Annotated in this window: 10 protein-coding genes; 8 read left to right on the top strand and 2 right to left on the bottom strand. The window is 49.0% G+C overall.

Annotated elements, in window-relative coordinates; translation table 11 throughout:
• Positions 1-31: 31 nt before the first annotated feature.
• The 3 genes from BM123_RS06600 (at position 32) to BM123_RS06590 (ending at position 4,993) form a co-directional block, all read left to right on the top strand.
• Positions 32-2,644 (top strand): alginate lyase family protein, encoded by a 2,613-nt coding sequence (locus BM123_RS06600; protein ID WP_139211790.1) that lies wholly within the window; start codon positions 32-34, stop codon positions 2,642-2,644.
• Positions 2,645-2,691: 47 nt separating this feature from the next.
• On the top strand, positions 2,692-3,006 hold the full coding sequence (gene rhaM, locus BM123_RS06595; RefSeq protein ID WP_090166528.1) for an L-rhamnose mutarotase: 315 nt from the start codon (positions 2,692-2,694) through the stop codon (positions 3,004-3,006).
• A gap of 70 nt (positions 3,007-3,076) precedes the next feature.
• Positions 3,077-4,993, top strand: a complete 1,917-nt coding sequence (locus BM123_RS06590) for a hypothetical protein (protein ID WP_090166526.1) — start codon at positions 3,077-3,079, stop codon at positions 4,991-4,993.
• A 38-nt stretch (positions 4,994-5,031) separates the two neighbouring features.
• Here the strand turns inward: BM123_RS06590 and BM123_RS06585 are convergent, their stop codons facing one another.
• Positions 5,032-6,465 (bottom strand): sulfatase, encoded by a 1,434-nt coding sequence (locus tag BM123_RS06585; RefSeq protein ID WP_090166524.1) that lies wholly within the window; start codon positions 6,463-6,465, stop codon positions 5,032-5,034.
• A 218-nt stretch (positions 6,466-6,683) separates the two neighbouring features.
• Between BM123_RS06585 and BM123_RS06580 the strand changes: the two genes are divergently transcribed.
• Positions 6,684-9,554, top strand: coding sequence for an alpha-L-rhamnosidase (locus BM123_RS06580; RefSeq protein ID WP_090166522.1), 2,871 nt, complete (start codon positions 6,684-6,686; stop codon positions 9,552-9,554).
• Between the two features lie 54 nt (positions 9,555-9,608).
• On the opposite strand, the gene BM123_RS06575 is transcribed toward BM123_RS06580, so the two are convergent.
• On the bottom strand, positions 9,609-10,655 hold the full coding sequence (locus BM123_RS06575) for a GntR family transcriptional regulator (RefSeq protein WP_090166520.1): 1,047 nt from the start codon (positions 10,653-10,655) through the stop codon (positions 9,609-9,611).
• A 233-nt stretch (positions 10,656-10,888) separates the two neighbouring features.
• Here BM123_RS06575 and BM123_RS06570 point away from each other — a divergent pair, with 233 nt between their 5' ends.
• The 4 genes from BM123_RS06570 (at position 10,889) to BM123_RS06555 (ending at position 17,445) form a co-directional block, all read left to right on the top strand.
• On the top strand, positions 10,889-12,994 hold the full coding sequence (locus BM123_RS06570) for a bifunctional aldolase/short-chain dehydrogenase (RefSeq protein ID WP_090166518.1): 2,106 nt from the start codon (positions 10,889-10,891) through the stop codon (positions 12,992-12,994).
• A gap of 225 nt (positions 12,995-13,219) precedes the next feature.
• On the top strand, positions 13,220-14,497 hold the full coding sequence (locus BM123_RS06565; RefSeq protein WP_090166516.1) for a sugar isomerase: 1,278 nt from the start codon (positions 13,220-13,222) through the stop codon (positions 14,495-14,497).
• Positions 14,498-14,548: 51 nt separating this feature from the next.
• Entirely contained in the window at positions 14,549-15,955 is a 1,407-nt protein-coding gene (locus BM123_RS06560) for an FGGY-family carbohydrate kinase (protein ID WP_090166515.1), read from the top strand.
• Positions 15,956-16,035: 80 nt separating this feature from the next.
• Positions 16,036-17,445, top strand: coding sequence for a purine-cytosine permease family protein (locus tag BM123_RS06555; protein WP_090166513.1), 1,410 nt, complete (start codon positions 16,036-16,038; stop codon positions 17,443-17,445).
• Positions 17,446-17,751: the final 306 nt, after the last annotated feature.

Here is a 17,751-nt window from a genome sequence, read left to right as displayed (position 1 = left end):
CGTTGGTTCGGTTTTTCTCCTACTTTCCCTGATGGTACTTACTACCTGTGGCGAAACGAACTATGAAGCTAATCCGCCCAATGTTCTCTTCCTGGCCGTTGATGATCTGAACAATCTGATTGGCCGGCTGGAGGGGGTAAACTACGGCGTTAAAACCCCCAACCTGGACCGCCTGGCCGCTAAAGGCGTACTCTTTTCCAACGCCCATTGCCAGGCGCCGCTATGCGGCCCCTCCCGGGCATCCATCATGACGGGCTTACGACCATCAACGACTGGTATTTACGGGATGATCCCTGACGACAAAATCAGGTCCGGGGACAATCAGGCAACCAAAGACATTATCCTGCTGCCAGAGTATTTTCGGGATCATGGCTACCATACCATGGGCATAGGTAAGCTTTTCCATAAGCATGCACCTGCTGGTGCTTTTCACGAATCGGGCGGCAGGGTGAAAGGCTTTGGCCCACTTCCTCCGGAGCGGTTCGTCTGGGATGGATTCGGCACCTCCGACCGAAAAAAATACGGCCGTACCAGCACCGACTGGGGGGCTTTCCCTGAAGTGGATTCCCTGATGCCCGACCACCAATCCGTTAACTGGGCCATCGAACGCCTGAACCGGACATACGAGCAGCCCTTCTTCCTGGGCGTAGGCTTCCTGCGGGTCCACGTACCACTCTACGTACCGCAAAAATGGTTCGACCTTTATCCCTTAGACAGTATCAAGACGATGCCCTACCGGGCGGATGACTTGAAAGATGTTCCTCCCGTCGCCCTGCAGATCAACGATTTGCCCATGATGCCCACTACAGACTGGGCCATTGAAAATGGAGAGTGGCCTAAGATTCTGCAGGCTTACCTGGCTTGCGTCAGCTTCGTCGACTACGAAATCGGTCGACTGCTGGACGAGCTGGAAGCCAGTCAGCACGCTGACAATACAGTAATCGTCCTTTGGTCTGACCATGGCTACCGGCTGGGAGAAAAGGGGACCTTTGCCAAACACGCGCTCTGGGAGTCAGCCACTAAGGCACCCCTGCTTTTCATAGCCCCCGACCTGCCGAAAGGGCTGGTAATTGATCAGCCGGCGGAGATGCTCTCCATCTATCCAACCCTGACGGAGTTGTGTGGACTACCGGCTTACGACAGAAATGAAGGTCGTAGCCTGGTCTCCCTCATGCGGGGGGATGAGGGAAAAGATGAGCAACTCGCCATAACGACCTTCGGGATGAATAATCACACGGTCAGGTCAGAACGCTTTCGGTATATCCAATATGAAGATGGAGGAGAGGAACTGTATGATCACACGGAGGACCCCCATGAATTTACTAATCAGGCAGACAACCCCAGGTATCAAAAAGAGAAAGCCTCACTGAAGAAGCAGTTACCGGGAGAGAATGCCCAATGGGCCCCTCACTCCTCCTACAGTTTTCAGCCCTACTTCGTGGAACAAAAAGCAAGGACTTCACCGGCGAATACGGAAACGAAGGGTGAAAGGTCGGTTGAAAGGTTTACGAATAGAGATTTAGAGACCATGACGGCTCTTCGTGCCAAAATTCGTAGCGGTTATGCTCCCTACCAGAAGGCTTATCAAAAAATGTTGCTGGAGGCAAATACCTTACTGAAAAGACCGCTGCTGTCTGTAATGCGAAAGAAAATCACCCCACCCAGTGGAAACAAGCACGACTACCTGAGCTTGGCTCCTTACTGGTGGCCTGACCCCGAAAAAGCAGACGGCCTGCCATGGATCCGTAAAGACGGTGAGGTAAACCCTGCGACGAAAGATGCCAATACGGATAACAAGGCCAAAAGTCAGACTTTTAAAGTGATTGAAGATCTGGCTTTAGCCGCCTGGATCTCCGGCAACAAACAGTACGGCCAACGCGCCGTGGAACACATCAACACCTGGTTCCTTGACCCGGCGACGAAGATGAACCCCAATTTCAACTACGCTCAGGGAATCCCCGGGCGAAACGATGGGCGCTGCTTCGGCATCATCGAGTTTATCGCTATTCAGGACGTGATTGATGCACTGGAAATGTTGGATCACGTCGGCATGCTTCCCGAAGCAACTAAAACGGGGATGCACGAGTGGCTTGCGGCTATGCTTCACTGGTTCCAAACCAGTGAGCTTGGTATTGAAGAAGGCCTCCGTCACAATAACCATGCAACCTGGTATGATGTCCAGGTGGTTTGTATGCTTCGCTATCTCGGCCGACCGGATGCGGCACGTAAAGTGCTGGAAACTGCGAAGACTAAAATTATTGCCGCACAGCTTGAACCCGACGGGAGCCAGCCTCATGAACTGGAAAGAACAAAGTCCATCAGCTACTCTACGATGAACCTGAACGGCATGACCCAATTGGCATGGCATGGCCGCCAACTCGGTGTAGACCTATGGGGATACAAAACTGACGATGGCCGGAGCATTCCTGCGGCCTATGCATTCCTTAAACCTTTCGCCTTTGACAAGAAGCCCTGGCCGTATCCCCAACTCGGTGAGCAGAAGCACTACTGGGATAAAGCCCGGGCCTTGTTTTATCAAACCGGAGCCAGGCTGGAAGTGCCGGAATTCTGTGCCCTTAGGCAAGACGGCAGTACAACAGCTACGGATCTCTCCCAGCTGTTTTTTCAATGTTCAGCTAAGTAAAAAGGAGGGGTGAAAAACCAGAAATCCAAACAACGAATAAAAACGTCATGCAAAGACTCGCCTTCAAAATGTACCTTAAAGCAGGCCAAACAGCCACTTACCGGGAAAGACATGATGCCCTTTGGCCCGAACTACAGCGCCTCCTGAAAGACGCGGGTGTGAGCGAATACTCCATCTTTATTGATGAGGAAACCGATACGCTATTTGCCTTCCAGAAAGTAAGCGGTGAAGGTGGTTCTCAGGATTTATCCGACCACCCGATCGTGCAGAAATGGTGGGCTTTCATGGCTGATATTATGGAGACGAATGCGGATAACTCTCCGGTTTCGGTTCCGCTTCGGGAAGTTTTCTATTTGCCATAATTGCCTTAACCGCGGCTGCCGGCTGTCCATTAACTGATTTAACCTCTCCATTAGCCACAAAACCAGCATTATGAAACGTCGCAATTTTCTATTCCATTCTCTGCTGGCAGCTGCGGCATTAGGCCTTCCTGTGGCTGCTTGCAAGGAAGCGATAGCTGATGCCAAAAGTGCAGCGCCAACGGCTTTCCGGGCTTTGGTGGAAAACCTGCTCAAAAAATGGTGCGATGGTATGCTATCCATGCAGATTGATCAACCTGATGACCTGACTGTGCACGGTGCACTGGGCTGCCCCGCCTGCGATCATATCCATGGACGCTGTATGGACTCGGTGTATCCATTCGTCCACATGGCCAGGAAAACCGGAGAGGAAAGGTACCTCACGGCTGCCATTCGGGTTATGGAGTGGGCGGAGAATAATGTGTCTCAGTCTGACGGAAGCTGGACGGTAATGCCTAACCCGAAAACATGGCGTGGTATTTCAGTTTTTGGTGCTATTGCCCTGGCCGAGACGCTTCATCACCATGGTGATTTTCTGCCTGAAAAACTGCGCGCTAAATGGACCGAACGGCTTTCGAGAGTAGGGGAATATCTGCTGGCTAATTTCAATCTCACCTTTACCAACATAAATTATGGCTTCACAGCCCTGCACGCTTTCGTACTAATTGGCGAGGTGCTCGGCGATGAAAAGTATGCGGCGCGGGCGCAGGTGCTGGGAAGGGATGCAAAGCAATGGTTTACCAGGCCTAACTTTCTGCTGTTTGGCGAAGGTAAACCAAGCGATGCACTGTCTCCCAAGGGCCTCCATTCCGTCGACTTAGGATACAACGTCGAAGAATCTCTGAATGGCGTCATCCACTACGCTCTGCACGTTGGCGATGAGGAATTACTGGGATTGCTGACGAAGTCTCTCGAAGGGCACCTCGAATTCATGCTTCCGGATGGTGGCTGGGATAACAGCTGGGGCACCCGCCAGGCCAAATGGAGTTACTGGGGTAGCCGAACCACCGACGGCAGCCAACCAGCCTTTTCCATGATGGCGGATCGCAACCCGGCCTTCGCTACCGCTGCCATCCGCACTACCGAACTTTTACAGCGCTGTACTGCGGAGAGCGGGCTCATTTACGGCGGACTCCACTATGCCGAACACGGGATACCTCCCTGTATCCATCATACCTTTGCTCATGCTAAACCACTGACCGCACTGCTCGACGGCCCCGCCAAACTTACCGCCTTGCAGGCTTCAGCCAGCTTGCCCCGGCAAATCGCTGACGGCGTGCGCCACAAGCCGGAAGTTGATGTATGGCTGGTCGCTCGTGGGCCGTGGCGAGCCACCGTTTCCACCTACGACTTCATCTACAAGAAATATTGTTTCCAGGGCACTGGTGGGGCATTGAACATTCTGTGGCACGAGCAAGTCGGGTTACTCTTTGCCGCAAGTATGGCCAAATACATCCTGGTTGAAAAATTCAACCAACAGCTACATCCTGACGAGGAAGAGTACGCCCTTACACCACGTCTCGAAACGTTCATTGATGGAAAGTGGTACACCAACCTATATGATCTTGGAGCAAAAGCGAAGGTTTCCGATGACAGCGGAACCATCACCTCAATAGCAACGGTCCAACTGCTTGACGAGAACCAACTTCCTCCCTCTAAAGGCGCAATCCAACAACAAATAGAGTATCACATTTCCAAAGAGGAGATGAGGGTAGTGGTACCACCAGTCAGAGACTCAGCAGACGAAGTCCGGTTAGTGTTGCCCGTAGTATCACCCAACACGGATGAAGTAGTACGAATTGATGAGCGTACTCTTCATATCATTAAGCCGACAGGTATGGTTAGACTGGAGGCCAATGTTCCTTTACAGATTGACATAACCAAGCGCGAGCGAATCTTTAATTTGGTGCCGGGGGTCCAGGCGCTGCCAATATTCGCCGAGGTTGGTGAAAATGGAACTCGCGTTAGCGTGTCGGTCGTGTCCACCTAGTGGTCTCATTGCCTGAAAATATCTTTCTTCAACTCAAATCAGCTCCCTGCAGCTGGGAGTTCCGGATCAAAATGAGGATTTAGCACAGTAGGCACCGGCGCGTCAGTCGTTTGCCGCCAGCTTTGTAATGCTGCACGCAAAGAGTCGCGTACGCCAGGAAAGACATCAGATAAATCATTCTGTTCACCCCGATCTGTGGACAGGTCGTAAAGCTCAATACCGCCATCTTCGAAGTATTCGTGAAGTTTCCATTTTCCCGCAAGCATACTGCTGCCGGGGCGGGTTCGGAATAGCGGATCGCGGCTTTCTGCACCATTTTTTCGGTAGGCCTCCAGGTAGATGGGGAAATGCCAATACAAGTTGCGGGAGGCGAGGGGCTTTTGGTTCAACAGCAACTCGCTCAGGTTGGTACCGTCCAGCGGTTGAGCGGGAGCTTCCAGGTCGGTTAATGAGGCCAGAGTAGGGTAGAAGTCGAGGTTAATAACGGGAGTTTCATCTACTCTTGGGGAAATTGTTCCCGGCCAACCGATCAGTAGCGGGACGCGGGTGCCGCCTTCATAATAAGCACCTTTACCAGCGCGCAGTGGGTATTGATCAGAAATTTTATCTACGCCCCCGTTGTCAGAAGTAAAGATGATTATGGTGTTTTCTTCCAGCCTTCGGGCGGCGAGTTCAGCTAGGACCTTACCTACATTTCGATCCAGCGCCTCCATCATAGCAGCGTAGGTTGCGTGTTCTTTACCGGTAATGCCCGGCCGACCGATGTATCGCTGAACCATAGAATCCGGTGCCTGAATCGGGGTGTGGACGGAATAGAAAGGAAGGTAAAGGAAAAAAGATCCTTGGCCAGACTCCTCCTGGATGAAGCGGACGGCCTCATCTCCGAGTCGGTCAGTCAGGTATTGGCCCTCGGGACCATCTTTTATGTTCGGCATCGGAAAGGGGCTAAAGTAGCCCCCCTTTGGGTAGCCCCACTTGCTACCCGCTACATTGCGGTCAAACCCGCGGGCTAAGGGGTCTTCCCCAATGTGGTATTTCCCGAAGTTTCCCGTCCTGTACCCTTGCCGTTGCAGAAACTGCGGCAGTAACTCCAGAGAATCGGGCGGAAAAGGGGTATTCACGATCGGCACGAGTCTTCGGTGCCGTTTGTCGCCCCGTGCAGAGGGGCTTACGGTATAGACTCCCGTTCGTTGTGACCATAATCCACTGAGCATCGCCGAACGGCTAGGCGCACAGTTCGATGCGCCCGCGTAGGCCTGGGTGAAATTTACACAGGTCTTGCTCAGGCGATCCAGGTGAGGGGTTTGATAGAGGGTATTCCCCATGTAGGCGGGGTCCGCCCACCCCATGTCATCAGCTACAATGAGGACTATATTGGGACGTTCCTGGCGGGAAACGGTATCGCTATTTGCACAAGTAGAGACCAATAAGCAGATTGTCAATAACAAGACGGAGTGGTGTATTGGAAGCATGGAGTCATTTTTAATAATCTGAATACTTTGCCAGGTTCAACGGAGGCAAAATCGTAGATGCTAATTTATAGTTATTCAAAGCAAAACAGAGGTAGGACGAAACGAAGTGTGTATCCTTTATACGATATCCCGGGGTTATTTGTCATAGACGCTCGCCAGTACAGAACAGGACACTTTCTTTTTCAGAGGGTCTTAGTTTTCGGCAAATCGTCCGATCAATGCCAAAGAACTTATTCCTCCCCCTGCTCTTTCTACTACTCCTTTGCACCTGCGGCCGCGCCGGAAAAATTGCTGACACAGGCCATTGGGCCGCGGCTTATAGTGCTCAGGAAGCTATTGTATTCGAGCGATTGCTGTGTAATTATGAGGAGAACCCACAGGTTATTGCCGGAGATCGTCCGCAGTTTTCATGGGTAGTGAAAGCAACAGGCTACAATCGGCAGCAAACCGCCTTTCGGGTATTGGTGGCCTCCAGTCCGGAATTATTAGCAAAAGACGAGGGGGATGTATGGGATTCCGGAAAATTATTATCAACCAGTACCACTCATAATTTATTTGAGGGCCCGGCACTGGCTGCCGGGCGCCGATACAATTGGAAAGTAAAAATATGGGATGAAGCTGATGTGGCCTCAGCCTGGTCGCCGGTACAATTCTTTACTACCGGATTAGGGGGAGAGGCCGACTGGGATGACGCACAGTGGATTACCGTACCGACAGATGAAAGGACATCAGAGCACCGCTTCCGGTTTTTCCAAACCGGTGCTATGAAAGAGCCCGTTCAGGTGAGCAGTTTTCCTGCCGGTTATTTCAGGCGCACCTTTGAGGTAAAAAAGAAAATCGCTAGTGCTAGGGCTTATATTGTGGGCCTGGGATATTACGAGCTTTACCTGAACGGAAAAAAAATTGGAGACCAGGTGTTGGATCCGGCACCGTCTAACTACGACAAAACTTCTTACTACGTTGTTCTGGACGCAAAAGAGGAGTTACTAGTAAACCAAAATACACTTGGTATAAAGCTGGGTAGTGGCTTTTATGGTCAAAATCTTGCTTTCAGGAGAGATCCGGAATCCGCTAAAAGCCTGGCTTACGGACCGCCGGCCGTCCGGATGACGCTTAAGTTAATCTATGAAGATGGGACAACAGGCTCAATCGTTACGGACTCGAAGTGGAAATCTATACCCGGGCCAATCGTATTCGACAATATCTACGGCGGCGAGACTTATGATGCCCGTTTTGAACAGCAAGGTTGGCATGAGAACGACTTCGATGACAACATTTATCAGAAGGTGAAAATTACTACACCGGTAGTGGGAACAATAGTACCTCAGGTAATCCCGCCGATTAGAAAAATAAAAGCATTAAAGCCCCGGGAAATATTCAGGGGTGAAAATGGTAACTGGATTCTGGACTTTGGTCAAAACATCGCCGGCTGGATTCGCATGAGTGTAAAAGAAAGTGAGGGTACTAAAGTTCAGCTTCAGCTCACGGAAGCCCTGAAAAGAAGCGGGAACGCAATCCATCTGGGTTCTACAGGGGGAGGTGCCAGTGGGCTGTCTCAACAACTAATTTATGTATGTGGAAGCAATGAACGAGAAACATGGGAGCCAGGTTTTACCTACCATGGCTTTCGCTACGCAGAAATAACCGGCATAAGCCGCCGACCCGAAAAAGATGACTTTACGGCCTTTCTGGTGAGTACAGATGTCCGGGAGACTGGCTCTTTCCAATGTTCTGACTCCCTGGTAAACCGAATGGCTGAAGTAAGTAAATGGACCGTTATTGACAATTTGCACGGCATCCCGGAAGATTGCCCGCAGCGTGAAAAATGTGGATGGCTGGGAGATGCCCACGCCACTGCGGAGTTCATTCTTTATAACTACGATGTAGCGGCTTTTTATGAAAAATATATGAACGATATCCGAACGCAGTTCAGGTCAGTAAAAGGAGGAAACGATAAAAACAAATTCAGCGTTCCGACGATGATCGCCCCCGGCCGGCGTACGTCGACTATCGCAAAGCTTGATTGGGGAATTGCCGCAATTTACCTACCCTGGTATCATTATCTTCATTATGGTAATGAGCAAATCGTCTCGGAATATTACGCTGACATGAAACAGCTCACGGCTTACTACCTGAGTTTCAGAAACGCTGATGGAATTATCGAAAACGGAATGGGGGACTGGTGTCCGCCGCGCTGGGATCGCAAGTCCAATCCTTCTGCTATGGAATGTCACCCCGTAGTTTCAGCTACTGCCTACTTCTATGATATTCTCAAGGTTATGAGAGCGTTTTCAGAGGTAATGGGCGAAAAAGAATATGCTGGTTTTCTGGACAGCGAGATAGAATCTTTACATACAGCCTTTAACCGTGTATATCTGGAGCAAGTGGCAGGAACCAATTACTCCTGGTATGGGAGCCAGACGGCAACAGTGATGGCCCTTCAGTTTGGCCTGGTGCCCGAAGAGGAAGAAGAAAATGTAGTGAATGGCCTTGTTTATGACATCGATGTGGTCAATAGCGGACATCATACCGTTGGTATTCACGGTAATCGGTACTTGTATTCCGTACTTAGTGACCACGGCATGGCTGATCTTGCATACAGTGTATTAACACACCCTGACTTTCCCAGTCAGGCTTTCGTATTACATACCGGTTTTACTACCTGGCCCGAGCGGCAGTGGGACTGGTCAGAGAATATAGAATTCGGCAACTCACTTAACCACCCGATGCACAGCGGATTTGCCGCTTACTTTCATGAGCGGCTTGGAGGCATCAGGCCAATGATTGCCGATCCCGGATACAAGCAGTTTGTCATCGACCCTATAATACCAAAAACAATTAACTATGCAGATGCGGAAATTCAATCACCTTACGGTTTAATTAAAAATAATTGGAGAAAGGAAGGCGATTCTTTTTCTATGAAGCTTTCGATTCCGTTTAATACATCTGCGATATTACCGCTCACAGCAGCCAAAGCAGGTACTGTTAAGGTAAATGGTACGGAGTGGAAAAAGGATACTTTTGCTCCATCACCAATGGATTCTTTAACTCTCGGGTCTGGTGTTTACACCGTTTCGTTTGAGCTGTAGCCGATAAAAAAATGGGTCAGGTCTATTTTTCGATAGTCTACCTTACAGGTCAGTTTACAACGAATCCCGGTCAAGCAGCGTAAACGGATTTTTCACCTCTTCCTGTCGCTTATTTATTATCATCTCAGCTGCCATTCTTCCCATTTCCGAAAAATCAGTTGATATAGTAGTAATGCCCAAAAGCTCTTTAAGGGGTGTTTCATTATAAGACATAATTCCGACGTCTTTGCCCAAGATCAAGCCCTGGTCACGAGCAGCCTTAGTAACGTTAACAAGATCTGTTTCCGGAATAGTAAGGTAGAGACTGCCAGGTTCAAGTGGCATATCTTCTTCAATTTCTTCAATTACGGCAAAGGGCATCTTAGCTTCAACACAAAACTTTCGAAACCCATGAAGAATACGCTTAGGATAGGGGTAAACTGAGTTAGAAGGATAGGCGATAACCAGTTTTTTATAGCGGGATATTTTGTCTTGCCCCTGAATAAGGGCTTCGTATATATCATTTTCGAAGTCCTGGTACAATTGAGCACACTTCTTTTCGAGGCCCTGCAGGTAGTTGTCCAGAATTAAAAGTTTGTGTGCCGGAATTGCGTTCAGTGCTTTGGAAACCTCGTCTGTTGTACTGGCGTGCTTTAATGAATTGGTCTTGAAATGAGGCATAATCACATAAAAGTCATAAGACTTCTCTGCCTTGCTAAGGAGTTTTAGAAATAAAGACTCGTCGCAATGGTATATATTAAGCTCAGTATGAGCTTCTTCGGCGATGGCAGCAATGAAGGAATTGTAGATTCTCATCTTGTAAGCGCTCAACTTATTGATGAGGAACAAGACATTAAGCTTAGAGATCAGTGGTGTTTTGACGACGTAAAAACCTTTTCCCTTTACGGAAGTGATTATCCTTCGTTCCTTCAGGATGTTGTACGCTTTCTCCACCGTGTCACGCGAAAGGGAAAACTCTTCGCTCAACATATTTATGGAAGGGATTTTCTCATTTATCTTGAGTTTACCCGTACCAATATTTTCTATAATGCTGTCTACAATTTGACGATATTTTGGTGTTCTTGAGTCTTCATCAATGGTAATGTGTTTCAATATTTCCATACTGGCATTTGAGAAAATCGGTGACAGAATATGTCTATTCTGTAGAATTTAACTTAAAATAATTGTTGATCAGGTAAATTTCTTCGCGAGGAATGAAGAAAAGCAAACAACCTTCAGAAGAGCAGCCAAAAAACATCCTCACCTTCCGGGATGGTACAGGACACCTCTTGCCTATAGCCCTTCTTAACTTAGCGATAATTAAGAATTATGCAAAAATATAACATCCTCCGCTAATGACAACTTCTACCACCTTCAAACACGTAGATTACCTTTGGGACGAAGCCCATGCAGCCTCTCTGGGAGATGACCAGGTGGCACTGTTCCTTTACCGTTCCAATATTTTAGGCGCTGACCTGCGCATCACCAACTATGGCGGCGGAAACACCAGCTGTAAAACCATTGAAAAAGATCCGCTTACTGGTGAGGAAGTAGAGATCATGTGGGTGAAAGGTTCTGGTGGAGATATCGGCACCCTTACCCGGAAAGGTATTGCAGGGCTATACACTGAACGCTTGCGCAATCTTAAAAAGGTGTACGGTGGTTTGCATGACGAAGACCGAATGGTGGGCCTGTTCAATCATTGCATCTACGACCTTGAGTCCAAAGCGCCTTCTATCGATACGCCACTTCATGGCCTCCTGCCCTTTAAACACATTGATCACCTGCACCCGGACGCGCTCATCGCCGTTGCCGCTGCAAAAGACAGTGAAAAAATAACTAAAGAAATATGGGGAGACACCATGGGGTGGGTTCCCTGGCAGCGGCCGGGTTTCGACCTGGGCCTTCAACTCGAAAAGTGCCTGGCGGACAATCCTGGTATCCGCGGTATTGTCCTCGGCAGCCATGGACTTTTCACCTGGGGAAACACCAGTTATGAAAGTTACATGAACAGTCTGGAGGTTATTGAGATGGCCAGCCAGTATATTGAGGATCGTGTTAAAGCACAGGGAGACAATGTATTCGGCGGTCAGCGCGTCAAGAGTCTCGCCCCCAATGCCCGTAAAGCACAGGCTGGTAAATTGATGCCATTGCTCCGTGGCCTTACGAGCAGTCAGGCGCGCCAGGTTGGAACCTTTCAGGACACCGATGTGGTCATGCAATTCATCAACAGCCACGACATTGATCGCCTGGCTCCGATGGGAACTTCCTGCCCGGACCATTTCCTACGGACAAAAATCCAGCCCCTGGTGCTCGATCTCGACCCAAGCGAAGATCTGAGCGATCGCTCTGCTATCCTCGAAAAACTGGAAGGTGCCTTCGCTGATTACCGCAAAGGCTACCAGAAATATTACGATGACCACAAGCGGGACAACAGCCCTGCGGTGCGTGACCCCAACCCGGTGATTATTCTTTATCCCGGTGTAGGTCTGTTTAGCTTTGCGAAGAACAAACAGACCAGCCGCGTAGCGAGTGAATTCTACATCAACGCCATTAATGTAATGCGCGGTGCAGAAGCAATATCGGAGTACACTGCGCTGCCGCGGCAGGAAGCTTTTGATATTGAATACTGGTTGCTGGAGGAAGCCAAACTACAGCGGATGCCCGCCGAGAAACCCCTTAGCCGTAAAGTCGCCCTGGTGACCGGTGCAGGCGGTGGCATCGGTAAAGCCATTGCCGACAAGCTGGTTGCAGAAGGTGCGGTGGTAGTGCTCTCCGACATCAACGAAGACGCACTCAAGCAGGCCAATGAATCTTATGGTCGCGATCAGTCTACCTTCGCCGTTTGTGATGTAACTGATGCCAGCTCTATCGAGAAGGCTTTCGATAAAGCCTCTTTGAATTTTGGCGGTGTGGACATTGTGGTTCACTCTGCCGGTCTGGCGATCTCTAAGCCGCTAGAAGACCATACTCAAAAAGATTGGGACATTCTGCAAAATGTCCTTGTGAAAGGACAGTTCATGCTCGCTCAGGAGGCTGTTCGCGTTATGCGGGACCAAGGCACCGGCGGTGATTTCGTTAGTATTGCCAGCAAAAATGGTTTGGTTTCCGGGCCCAATAACGTTGGCTACGGCACCGCCAAAGCGGCCCAACAACACATGGCACGTTTACTGGCAGCAGAACTCGGAAAAGACCATATTCGCGTCAATACCGTAAACCCTGACGGAGTGATTATTGGCTCTAAAATATGGGAAGGGAAATGGGCGGAAGGGCGTGCAAAAGCCTACGGCATCACGGTCGATGAACTGCCCGCTCACTATGCTAAGCGCAACCTCCTAAACGAAATCATCCGGCCCGAGGACATTGCTGACGGAGTATATGCCTGCGTAGGCTTATTGAGCAAAACAACCGGAAATATAATTAACGTTGACGGAGGAATGGCCACTGCGTTTGTGAGATAAAACCTGACATAAGGAACCAGTAAACTTATCCTCAGTTTCCTGATTTTCAGGGCGGGGCCGCAGGTGCAAAAAAAGTTAGCGGGAGCAGGCATTTTTTCCTTTTGCCCCTGCTGTTTTAACCTTCTTTGCACCTGCGGCCTCGCCTAATATTTTGATATTTGTATAATCCACCCATCGGACGGGCTAAGCTGACGCGAAACTCATCCAATAAGCTAATATTCAATCATGCAACTAACCAAAGACCAAATAGCTTCCGCAAACGGCAATCTGAACGACCATGAGGCAGACTTTAATTACCTAGCCAATAAATTGAGCCGTTCCGGTACAGACGTCGAGTCATTGGTGAAAAGTCTTGCTGATTTTCAAGTAGCTGTACCCAGCTGGGCTCTCGGAGCTGGCGGAACCCGATTTGGCCGGTTTAGCTTTCACGGAGAACCAGGAAATCTTGAGCAAAAAATGGATGATGTTGGCATTCTTCATGCCCTGACGCAAACCGCTGGCGCCGTCTCCTTGCACATACCCTGGGACACTCCACAGGACTATGCTGCCGTTAAGCAAATTGCGAACCGCAACGGCATCGTTTTTGACGCGATAAATTCCAATACTTTTCAAGACCAACCAGGAAGTAAGTACAGCTACAAGCATGGCTCTTTGGCCAATACAGATGAGGCCATCCGTGCACAGGCAGTCCAGCACAACCAGGAGGTAGTTCGGATTGGTGAAAAGCTCGGTTCTAAAAGTCTTACAATATGGTTGGCTGATGGTACCAGCTTCCCCGGTCAGCGCTCCTTCCAGAAAGCTTTAGCTCAGACGGAAAAGAGTTGCCAGGAAATCTATACTGCCCTGCCCGAAGACTGGAGTCTTCTGATTGAGTATAAACCCTACGAACCTAACTTTTACAGCACAGTGATCATGGATTGGGGTACCAGTTTCATGCTCGCTAACGCTTGCGGAGACCGAGCTTACACTCTGGTTGATCTGGGACATCATCTTCCGAATACTAATATTGAGCAGATAGTTGCCACTCTGATGGCAAAGGGAAAACTCGGTGGGTTCCACTTTAATGACAGCAAGTATGGAGACGACGACCTGACCGTGGGTAGTATTAAACCCTATGCGCTGTTCCTGATTTTCAACGAACTTGTTTACGGCATGCGCCATAACCCCGAAAACCCCAACCTGGCTTGGATGATTGACGCAAGCCACAATATTAAAGACCCCCTGGAGGATCTTATCCAGAGCCTTGAAGCCATCCAGGAAGCCTATGCCAAAGCCCTATTGATAGACCAGATTGCCCTCAGCGAAGCCCAATTGAATCACGATGTCGTAAAATGTCAGGAAATTCTCCAGGAAGCATATCGAACCGATGTCCGTCCGTTACTACAACGTGCCCGACTCAGCAGGGGAGGAGCTCTTTCTCCTCTGGCAGCCTACCGCAGCCTTAAGGTCCGGGAAAATCTGATTAGAGAAAGAGGTATGCATACTGTAGCTACGGGGCTCTAAATGACACTTGATTTCTTCACACTGATTCAATATCACTAAATCCAATATCTATTGCTTCCTGTAACTGCCATATTTGACATCGGCCGAACCAACAAGAAGTTCTTCCTCTTCGACGAGGACTTACGTGAAGTGCATCGGGAGTACGTTTCCTTCCCGATGATCGAGGATGAAGACGGCTTTCCAACGGAAGATATTAGTGCTCTGACGACCTGGCTACAGGAAGTTTTTTACCGGATTCTGGAAGCAGAAACCTTTGATGTGCAAGCGATCAACTTTTCCAGCTACGGTGCCAGTTTTGTGCACCTGAATGCGGATGGTGATGTGCTTACACCACTTTACAATTACAATAAACCGCTGCCTCAGGACCTGGTAGAGGGTTTTTACGATCGTTTCGGCCCTGAATCAGACTTTACCACCCATACTGGTTCCAACAATGCAGGGATGCTCAATTCCGGAATGCAGCTCTACTGGCTCAAGAATCGCAAACCGGAAATATTTGCTCAGATCAGGTACTCGCTACACCTTCCGCAGTTTCTCAGTTACGTTTTTACCGGCATCCCCATAAGTGAGTATACCAGTATTGGGTGTCATACTGCGCTATGGGACTATCGGAAGAAAGACTACCACGACTGGGTTTACGAAGAAGAATTACATCGGATACTTCCACCAATCGTTTCCACTGAGACGAGCATTAACATGAACTTTAGTGGCAAGCGAATCAAAATCGGGGTTGGTGTTCACGACAGTTCGGCAGCTCTTTTACCCTACATAAGAAGCCAGGGTAAGCCCTTCATTCTGGTCTCTACGGGCACCTGGAGTGTTTCCCTGAATCCTTTTGCTGAGGGAGCCTTATCTATTGAAGACCAGCGTGCCAATTGCATCAACTACATGCGTATTGATGGTAATCCGGTAAAGGCTGCCCGCTTATTCCTGGGAGAAGAGTATAAAATTCAGACCCAACGGCTAGCGGATCATTTTGGGGTTGAAGTAAGCGAGCATAAAAAGGTGAAATTCAACATTGCTACCTACCAGCATATTCTTGAAGACTTCAGGCCATGGTTCCACCTTGAAGCAATAATAACGGAAGGTCCGGAGCAAACTGTGATTCCCCCTGGTACCAGTTATGAGTATGCGTACCATCACCTGCTGGAGGAGCTCGTCAGGCTGCAAGCCGATAATATTCGTGCTGCTTCAGGTAAACAGGCTTTAAAGAAAATTTTCGTTGATGGGGGCTTTAGCGACAACGATGTTTACATCAATCTATTAACTCATCATTTCCGGGAATTCAAGATACGGACAACAAATTCCTCCCTGGGCTCGGCCCTGGGTGCTGCAATTTGTATTTCCGACAAGCAGCTCAACGCACAGTTTTTGAAAAAGAACTACGGCTTGAAAAAGCATCGGCCGTTTATTCTTTCTTTGGAACCTGCTACGACTGACAGCGAGCAGGCATCCTGATTTTTACATACAAATGCCGGATGTGCATCCCATTTATCTGATTACTAATTAGTTGTTCTCCTTTTATTAACCTATCGATCATGCTAAAAAAGACTAACGAAGAAGCTCTTATTGAAAACCCCGGTGGGGGCGAATTTGAACGCGAACCAGTTCCACAATCCAAATGGAAAGGGTGGGGGAGCTTCCTGGGCATGTATGCAGGTGAGCATGCAGCGGGTACTGAATTCATGATTGGTCCGTTATTTCTTACTGCGGGTGTTAGTGCATTTGACCTGATTGTAGGGCTCCTGCTTGGTAATTTTCTTGCCGTCCTCTGTTGGCGTTTTTTGACGGCAGAAATTGCAGTTAAAAACCGTCTTACGCTGTACTTCCAGTTGGAGAAGATCAGTGGAACGACCCTGGTGAAATTTTATAACGTTGCCAATGGGGTGCTTTTCTGCTTCCTGGCGGGTTCTATGTTTACTGTTTCGGCTACAGCCATTGGCATTCCTTTGGGGATGGAAATGCCGGCACTTGATGATGTTGGCCCCAATGGCATTACCTATATTTTGATTGTACTCACCGTTGGCGCAGTTACGACCTTTATTGCCGCCAGTGGTTATGACACTGTTTCAAAGGCAGCTAACTGGATGTCGCCCGTCATTGTTCTGGCATTTATCGTTTGCGGCATAGTCGCACTTAATCAGCTCGGAGTCAACAGTTTTAGTCAGTTTTGGGATATTTGGGGCGAAGGGGGCCAACCGATGGGAGGACAGATCAAGTTTACCTTCTGGCACGTAGTTCTCTGGAGTTGGTTTGCCAATGCGGCCATGCACGTTGGGATGTCGGATCTTTCGGTGTTTCGATATGCCAAGAAAGCCAGTTCTGGCTGGACGACTGCAGCGGGTATGTATGTAGGTCATTACATGGCCTGGATTGCTGCAGCGCTCCTTTTCGCTGCCTTTCTTAAGACTCCTGCTGGGCTTGATATGCTATCAAGCGGAGACATTAAGGTCGCACCCGGGCCACTGGCTTATAATGCGATTGGGTGGTTCGGCATTATTGCCGTAGTTCTGGCCGGATGGACTACAGCAAACCCTACAATTTACCGTGCAGGTCTTGCTTTTCAGACCCTGTTACCTAAAAGCCCTGCAGCGTGGGGCACTTTGGTAGCCGGAGCACTTGCCACAGTAGCTGGCCTTTTCCCCGCATTTGCCATGCAATTACTCGGGTTTGTTGGCTTTTACGGCTTTATTCTTGCACCATTTGGCGCCGTTATTGTGTTCGAACACTTTTTCCATAAGAAGGCAGGAATCCGGAAAAATTATGCTGAGCTCGCTGGTATACAATTTAACCCGGCTGTCTTCTGGGCGTGGGCGATCAGTTTTGGACTGTTTTACTTCCTTTCGTGGCAATTTGATGTTTTTGTCAGCTTCGTAACACTGCCGGCCTGGTTGCTTTGTGGCGTGCTGTTTCTGGTTTTCAGCAGGAAGTGGCAACAACGAGCTTAGCGCCGGAATTCAGGGTGTTCGATTTAACGAATTCTGTCTGCTTTAAAGTTAGCGAGTAGGTACTTTATATAAGAGGGTAGGGAAGAGACTGACGTTTCCTGACAGGAAGTTTGCACCAATTAGTTCGGTATACTGAATCGGGCAGTGGACAATAGTACTAACAAATGATCAGTGGTGTGTCTTTTGTCCATAGTCCATGGGTAGGAAGCTAAATGAATGGTTCCTGCTTACTTGTCTGAAAGAATCGGTAGTGATACATAATTGATGAAGACCGTAAGGATCCTTCCTAAGTTCAAATGGTCTCGT

This window comes from Neolewinella agarilytica (assembly GCF_900110645.1).
In the GTDB taxonomy this organism is placed as follows: domain Bacteria; phylum Bacteroidota; class Bacteroidia; order Chitinophagales; family Saprospiraceae; genus Neolewinella; species Neolewinella agarilytica.
The sequence above is the reverse complement of the archived record's forward strand: the minus strand, read 5'-3'. Positions and strand labels throughout refer to the sequence as shown.